Origin of the sequence: Streptomyces sp. SM10 (genome assembly GCF_002910915.1) — a bacterium.
GTDB lineage: Bacteria > Actinomycetota > Actinomycetes > Streptomycetales > Streptomycetaceae > Streptomyces.
The window spans coordinates 1-8,493 of sequence record NZ_NEUF01000193.1 but is presented as its reverse complement, the minus strand read 5'-3'; the positions used below and the strand labels follow the sequence as shown (position 1 = coordinate 8,493).

At 70.4% G+C, this 8,493-nt stretch carries 1 protein-coding gene; it reads right to left on the bottom strand.

Annotated features, from left to right (window positions below; genetic code table 11):
* A partial coding sequence (locus B9S57_RS33420; RefSeq protein WP_146057840.1) for a type I polyketide synthase occupies positions 1–8,479 on the bottom strand: 8,479 nt, incomplete at its 3' end.
* Positions 8,480–8,493: the final 14 nt, after the last annotated feature.

The following is an 8,493-nucleotide window of genomic DNA, read 5'->3' as shown; positions in this document are numbered from 1 at the left end:
ACCGCTCCGACGACAGCGACGACACCACACCGTCATCCAACACACCCGCCGCATGCACCACACCCGTCAGCGGATGCCCGGCCTCCACACCGTCCAGCACACCCGCCAACGCAGCACGATCAGCCACATCACACGCCACGAACCGAGCCCGCGCACCCAGACCCTCCAACTCCGCAACGAGCTCAGCCGCACCCGGAGCATCCCCACCCCGACGACTCACCAGCAACAGGTGCCGAACACCGTGCTCGGCGACCAGATGGCGTGCCACCACACCACCCAGCACCCCGCCGGCGCCCGTCACCAGCACCGTGCCGTCACCGACCTCAGGAGCACCCTCATCGGTTCCTCTGGGCACCCTGACCAGCCTGGGCACGAACAGCTCGCTCCCACGCAGGGCCATCTGAGGCTCGCCCGACGACACCGCGGCCGACAGAGCGGATTCATCCGCCTCGACGTCGATCAGCACGAACCGGCCCGGATGCTCCGTCTGGGCGGCCCGCACAAGTCCCCACACGGCAGCCTGTGCCGGATCCGGCGCAGAGTCGGCGTCGCAGGCCACCGCGCCCTGTGTCATGACCACAAGGCGGGCGTCGGCGAACCGCTCATCGCCCAGCCATTCCTGGACAAACTCCAGTGCTCTGCCTGCGATCTCGTGTGCCTGGTACGCGGCGTCCCCGTGATCGGAACCCGCTCCCGCGAACGACACCGCCACCATGCTCGGCACCGTGTCCGTGGAAGCCACGTCCGCGTGGCGAGCAATGTCGGGAAGGTTGTCCGCGGAGCCCATCGGCTTCGCCACCCACTCGACCCGGAACATCGCGTCACCGAGCACACGCTCCGCAGGGTTCAGCTGATCCGGCCCGATGGGACGGAGCGCGAGCGTTTCCACGGAAGCGACCGGGCAGCCCGTTCCGTCGGCCAGCAGCACGGAGACTCCGGACCGAACGCGCCGGATCCGGACCCTCAGTGCGCGTGCCCCGATCGCGCTCAGCGTGACACCGCTCCAGGCGAAGGGCAGCTCGACGGTGCCCGGCTCACCTTCGGCGCCAGGCGTCGCCGACCAGCGCATGGTGTGCAGTGCCGCGTCCAGCAGAGCGGGGTGCACCCCGAATTGCTCGACGGCGGCGCCGTCCGGCAGGGCCACCTCGGCGTAGATGTCGCCGCCCTGCCGCCAGGCAGCCCGCAGCCCTTGGAACAGCGGACCGTACTCGTAGCCGGCCTGGGTGAGCGACGCGTACAGGGTGTCGACGGGGAGCGCCTGCGCCCCGGTCGGCGGCCACTCGCTCAGCCCCTCGCCCGTCGACGCCTCTGCGTGCGTCGCCGTTCCTGAGGCGTGCAGAGTCCACGCGTCCTCCGGTGCGTCGGCAGGCATCGCATAGACGTGCACAACGCTACGGCCCGACGCATCCGGCAGCGTCGCCGTCACCTGCAGCACGATCGCGCCGGAATCCGGGACAACGAGCGGAGCCTCGATCGTCAGTTCCTCCAGCAGCCCACATCCGACCTGGTCAGCGGCGTGCAGAGCCAGGTCGACGAAGGCCGTACCCGGGAGCAGCACCGAACCGAGAACGACGTGGTCGGCGAGCCAGGGGTGCGACTCGACCGACAGCCTGCCCGTCATCACCACACCGTCGGAATCGGCGAGCCTGATCGTTCCGGAGAGCAAGGCATGCCCGCCGGGCCGCATGCCGGTAGCCGCTACGTCGCGTCCCTGCCCGGGGGCCGACTTGAGCCAGTAGTGCTGGTGCTGGAAGGGGTAGGTGGGCAGGTCGACACGCTGCGGGTCACGTCCTTCGAACAGGGCGTGCCAGTCCAGCTCCGCCCCGTACGCATGCGCCTCGGCCAGCGACATCGTGAATCGCCGGGCCCCGTCCTCATCTCGGCGCAGTGTGCCCACGGTCACGGCATCGGAACCGGCGGCGGCGAAGGTCTCCTGCAGCCCCATGGTGAGCACGGGGTGCGGGCTCACCTCGACGAACACACCGTGCCCCGAACTCACCAGTGCTCGGGTCGCCTTCTCCAGCAGGACCGTCCGGCGCAGGTTCGTGTACCAGTACTCGGCATCCATGCCGGCGGTGTCCAGCAGCCCGCCCGTCACCGTCGAATACAGCGGCACCCGCGAACTACGCGGTTCCAGATCCGCCAGCACCTCCAGCAACCGGTCGTGAATCCGCTCCACATGCGCACTGTGCGAGGCGTAGTCGACGTCGATGCGCTTGCACCGCACCCCGTCCGCCCTGCACGCCTCCCGGAACTCGTCGAGCGCATCGGCGTCTCCGGACACCACCACAGAGGTCGGCCCGTTGACCGCCGCCACCGACAGGCGGTGTTCCCACCGGGTGAGCCGTTCAGCTATGAGATCGGCGGAGTCCGCCACAGCCAGCATGCCGCCTGAGCCCGAGAGCTCCAGGATCGCCCGGCTCCGCAACGCCACCACCCGCGCACCATCCTCCAGGGACAGCCCACCAGCCACACACGCCGCAGCGATCTCACCCTGCGAATGCCCCACCACCGCCGCAGGCACCACACCAGCCGCCCGCCACACCTCAGCCAGCGACACCATCACCGCCCACAACACCGGCTGCACCACATCAACCCGATCGAACCCAGGAGCACCCGCATCACCACGCAACACACCCAACAACGACCAGTCCGTGAACGGCTCCAACGCCACCGCACACTCCCGGATCCGCCCCGCGAACACCGGCGAAGACTCCATCAGACCCGCAGCCATACCCACCCACTGCGAACCCTGACCCGGAAACACGAACACCGGAGCAACCGCACCCTCAGCCACACCCCGCACCACACCCGACCCGGAACGCCCCTCCGCAAGGGCACCGAGAGCCGAACGGAGTTCCTCGACGTCGTCGGCAACCAGTACCGCACGATGCGGGAACCTGGTACGGGCGGTGGCCAGCGACCACGCCACGTTCTGCAGGGCCGATGCGGGCCGGCGGTCCAGCAGGCCGACCAGCCGGACCGCCTGCTCCGCCACTGCGTCGGGGGTTTTCCCGGAGAGCACGAACGGCAGTGCCGCACTGCTCAGCGGCGGGGTCCCGCCCGTCGGCGGCGTCCCTGTCACGTCCTCGCTGGGAGCCTGCTCAAGAATGACGTGCGCGTTCGTACCACTGATCCCGAACGACGACACACCGGCTCGCCATGGCTCGTCCTTCTCCGGCCACGCCACCGACCGGGCAAGGAGCTCAACGGCCCCGGCCGACCAGTCGACCTGGGGGGACGGCTTGTTGAGGTGCAGGGTCTGCGGCAGCACACCGTGCCGCATCGCCATCACCATCTTGATGACGCCGGCCACTCCAGCAGCAGCCTGTGCGTGTCCGATGTTGGACTTCAGCGAGCCCAGCAGGAGAGGGCGGTCGTCCGGCCGGCCCTGTCCGTACGTCGCCAGCAAAGCCTGCGCCTCGATCGGGTCACCCAACTTCGTCCCCGTACCGTGCGCCTCCACCGCATCCACCTGCGAAGCCGACAATCCGGCATTCGCCAACGCCTGCCGGATCACCCGCTGCTGCGACGGACCATTCGGCGCCGTCAGACCGTTCGACGCACCATCCTGATTCACCGCACTGCCCCGCACCACCGCCAGGACCCGATGGCCGTTGCGCCGCGCGTCGGAGAGCCGTTCCAGGAGCAGCAGCCCGGCGCCCTCGGACCACGCGGTGCCGTCTGCGTCGTCGGAGAAGGCCTTGCATCGGGCGTTCACGGCGAGACCGCCGTGCCCGCCGAACTCGGCGAAGATCCCTTCGTCGGCCATGATCATGACGCCACCCGCGAGCGCCAGGGAGCACTCGCCCGACCGCAGTGCCTGCGTGGCGAGGTGCAGCGCCACGAGCGAGGAGGAACACGCGGTGTCGACCGACACCGCCGGCCCTTCCAGGCCGAAGGTGTACGACACCCGGCCGGAGACGACACTGCCTGCTGTGCCGGTCAGCACATGTCCGGCGACACCCTCGGGAAGCTGGTCGAGCGATGTGGCGTACCCGGAGGTAGACGTTCCCGCGAAGACCCCTGTACGGCTCCCGCGTACGGACGAGGGGTCGATGCCGGCCCGCTCGAACGCTTCCCAGGCCGCCTCGAGGAGCAGCCGCTGCTGCGGGTCCATCGCCAGCGCCTCGCGCGGCGAGATCCCGAAGAAGGCCGCGTCGAACTGTCCTGCGTCGTGGACGAACCCGCCCTCGTGGGGCAGTTCGGAGCCGTCGTCGGGGGACGGCAGCCGCCAGCCCCGGTCGGTCGGGAAGCCGGAGATGCCGTCGGTACCGGTGGCGACGAGGTCCCAGAGGTCCTCGGGTGAGTTCACGCCCCCCGGGTAGCGGCAGCTCATGGCCACGATCGCGATCGGTTCGTCGGTGTCCGCGTCCGCGTCCCGTATGGCGGAATCGGCGAATGCGGGCGATCCCGGCTTCTCGACAAGCGCACTGTGGAGGTGGCCGGCCAGCAGGGCCGGAGTCGGGTAGTCGAAGATCAGCGATGCGGGAAGCCGTAGTCCGGTCGACGCACCCAGACGGTTGCGCAGCTCGACGGCGGTGAGGGAGTCGAAGCCGAGCTCCTTGAAAGCCCGGCCGGGGCGTACGGCGTCCGCGTCCGCGTGTCCGAGAACAGCTGCCGCCTGCGCGCTGACGATGTCCGTCAGCAGCCGCGTCTGCTCGGACTCGTCCAGTCCCCTGAGCCGCTCGGTGAGCGTAGATGCTTCGATGGCCGCCGAGGCCACGCTGCGCCTGCTGGACCTGCGCCCTCCGAGTCCCAGGCTCCTGAACAGGGGCGGCTCTTCCGCCTGCCCGCGCAGGGACGTCGCGTCGAGCTTCATCGGTACGAGAACGGCCTCGTCCACGGCGACGGCGGCGTCGAACAGGGCCACGCCCTCCTGCGCCGACAGACTGGTCAGTCCGCCTCGGGCGCTGCGGCCAGCACTCGTCCCGCGGAGCCGGTCGATCATGCCGCCGGCCTGCTCCCACGGACCCCAGGCGAGGGAGGTCGCGGGCAGCCCTTCCCGCCGCCTGACCTGGGCCAGCGAGTCCAGGAAGGCGTTCGCGGCCGCGTAGTTGCCCTGGCCGGGCGCCCCCAGGAGTCCGGAGGTGGAGGAGAACAAGGCGAACACCGCAACGTCCAGGTCGCGGGTCAGCCGGTGCAGGTGCCAGGCCGCATCCGCCTTGGGCTTCAGTACCGCGTCCAGACGGTCACCGGTGAGTGAGGAGATGGTGCCGTCGTCGAGCACACCCGCGGCGTGGACCACGGCGGTCAGCGGGTGCTCTTCGTCGATGGCGGCCAGAAGGCCGGCGAGCGAGTCGGCGTCGGAGACGTCGCAGGCGGCCAGGGTGACCTCGGTGGCGCCGAGCTCGGTGAGTTCGGCTGCGAGTTCCCGCGCGCCCGGCGCGTCGGGGCCGCTCCGGCCGGCCAGTACGAGGTACCGCGCACCGTGCGTGGCGACCAGGTGCCGGGCGAGTACGCCGCCGAGCGATCCGGTGCCGCCGGTGAGAAGCACGGTTCCGTCGCGGTCGAGCGGCTGCGGAACGGTGAGCACGACCTTTCCGATGTGGCGGGCCTGGCTGAGAAAGCGGAAGGCCTCCGGTGCCCGGCGGACATCCCAGGTCCGCACCGGAAGTGGACGCAGTGCCCCGCTCTCGAACAGCGCGACGACCTCGGCCAGCATCCGCCCGATCCGCTCCGGCCCGGCCTGGATGACGTCGAACGCCTGGTAGGCCACACCGGGGTGGGCGCGGGCGACGGATTCCGGGTCCCTGACGTCCGCCTTGCCCATCTCCACGAACCGTCCGCCGCGTGGCAGCAGCCGGAGCGAGGCATCCACGAAGGGACCGGCGAGGGAATCCAGCACCACGTCGACGCCGCGTCCGTCGGTGGCGGAGAGGAACTGCTCCTCGAATTCCAGCGTGCGTGAGGAGGCCAGGTGCTCGTCGTGCAGGCCGAGTTCTCGCAGGGCGTCCCACTTGCCCGGGCCGGCCGTCCCGAACACCTCGGCGCCGAGGTGACGCGCCAACTGTGTGGCAGCCATGCCCACACCGCCCGCTGCGGCGTGCACGAGGACCGACTCCCCGGGCTGGAGTGCCGCAAGGTCGACCAGACCGTAGTAGGCGGTGAGGAACACGATGGGCACCGAGGCGGCCTCGGTGAACGACCACCCGTCGGGAATCCTCGCGATCATGCGGTGATCGGTCACCGCGGTGGGGCCGAAACCGCCGCTCAGCAGGCCCATCACCCGGTCACCGGGCACGATCCCGGCCACCCCGGGCCCGGTCTCCAGCACGACGCCGGCGCCCTCGATGCCCATCGTGGCGTGTCCCGGATACATGTCGAGGGCAATCAGGACGTCGCGGAAGTTGAGCCCCGCCGCACGTACGGCCACGCGTACCTGGCCGGATTCGAGCTCGTTGCGCGCTTCCGGGTGGGGCAGCAGCCGCAGTCCGTCGAGCGTCCCCTTGCTCATGCTGTCGAGTCGCCAGTCCGTGCCGTCCACAGGCGGAAGCAGTGTGCCGTCCTGCCCGGACCGTACGAGGCGGAGGGCGAGGAGCGCTCCCCCACGTACGGCGAGTTGCGGCTCACCGCTGGCGATGGCTCGGCGTACGACACCGGCGTCCGGCCCGGCCGTTCCGTCCAGATCCAGCAGGACGAAACGCTGCGGGTTCTCCGACTGCGCCGAGCGCAGCAAGCCCCACACAGGGGCGGCGGACAGGTCGGGACCGATGTTCGTGTCGCCGCCCGTGTCGACGGCCCGGCGGGTGACGACGACCAGTCGGCACGCGTCGAGGCGGGGGTCGGAGAGCCATTCCTGGAGGACTCCGAGCGTTCGGTGTGCTGTGCGGTGGGCGGCTCCGAGGACATCGGCATCCTCGGCCGCACTGTCCGTGGCGCCCAGCAGTACGACGTCCGGTGCGGCGGCCCCCGCGTCGAGCGCGGCGGTCAGTGCGGTCATGTCCGCGTACGAGGCGTGTCCGTCGAGGCCCAGGCCGGCACCGTCGGCCGTCAGCACGGCCCAGGACGGCGCCTCGCGCCCCTGCTCCGGCAAGGGCGTGTCCTGAGCGACCTCGACCCAGCTCAGCTGGAACAGCGAGTCCGCGGTGGCACGTCGCCGCTCGTCGAACTGCTCGGCGGTCACCTCGCGCAGCGTCAACGCTTCTATGTGCGCGACGAGTTGACCGGATGCATCGGCCAGGACGAGTGACATCGTGCTGTCGCGGCCCGTGGACGCGATCCGCATCCGCAGTGTGGTGGACCCGGTGGCACGGAGGAGAACCCCGTTCCAGGAGAACGGCAGCCAGCCGCGCCGCTCAGCACTCGCCGGACCCTCAGGCCCGTCGCTGCCCAGCAGACCACCCACGGCGAGGGAGTGGAGAGCGGAGTCGAGCAGCGCCGGGTGCACGCCGAACCCGGCGACGTCGAGGTCGGCCACCGCCACCTCGGCGAAGACCTCCTCGCCACGGCGCCAGACCCGCTGCAGCCCTTGGAAGGCCGGACCGTAGCCGAATCCCTGGACGGCGAGTCGTTCGTACAGGCCTTCGGTATCGATCTCCGTCGCGTCGCGCGGCGGCCAGATCTGCAGGGCCTCCCGTACCGAAGATTCTGCGGCGGTCTCGGCAGCGGCGTCGACGGGCGCGAGCAGCCCGCTGGCGTGCTGGGTCCAGTCGCTCCCCTCGTCGGCCTCCCCCGGGCGTGAGTGCACGCTGACAGGCCTCCGCCCGTCGGCCTCAGGCGTGCCCACCACTACCTGCAGTTGGACACCTGTCGACTCACGGAGCACCAGTGGAGCCTGCAGCGTCAGCTCGTCGACCAGTTCGCATCCCACGTGGTCGCCCGCGTGCAGGGCCAGGTCGACGAAGGCTGTACCCGGCAGCAGGACCGAACCCATGACGGCGTGGTCGGCCAGCCATGGCTGGGTCTGGAGCGACAGGCGCCCCGTGAAGAGGGACTCATCCGTGTGCGCCAGCCCCACCGTGGCGGCAAGCATCGGATGACCGCCGGTGCGCAGCCCGAGCCCGCCAACGTCCCCGGTCTGAGGCCAGGTGTTCTTCGGCCAGTACCGCTCGTGCTGGAAGGCGTAGGTGGGCAGGTCGACCCGGCGGGCGCCGGTGCCGGCGAAGTACGCCGCCCAGTCGACCACCGACCCGCGTACGTAAAGCTCCGCGAGCGCGGTGACCAGCGTCTTCGGCTCGTCCCTGTCCTTGCGCAGCGCGGGAGCGAACACCGAGTCCTCGACACAGTCCTGGCCCATGGCGCTGAGCACTCCGTCGGGGCCCAGCTCCAGGAACGTGGACACGCCCTGCTCCTGGAGGGTGCGCATCCCGTCGACGAAACGAACCGCCTCACGCACATGGCGCACCCAGTACTCGGGGGTGCAGATCTCGTCACCCGACACCATCTGACCGGTCACGTTCGAGACGATCGCGATCTCGGGCTGGTGGAAGGTCAGCGTCTCCGCGACCGCGCGGAAGTCGTCGAGCATGGCCTCCATACGCGGCGAGTGGA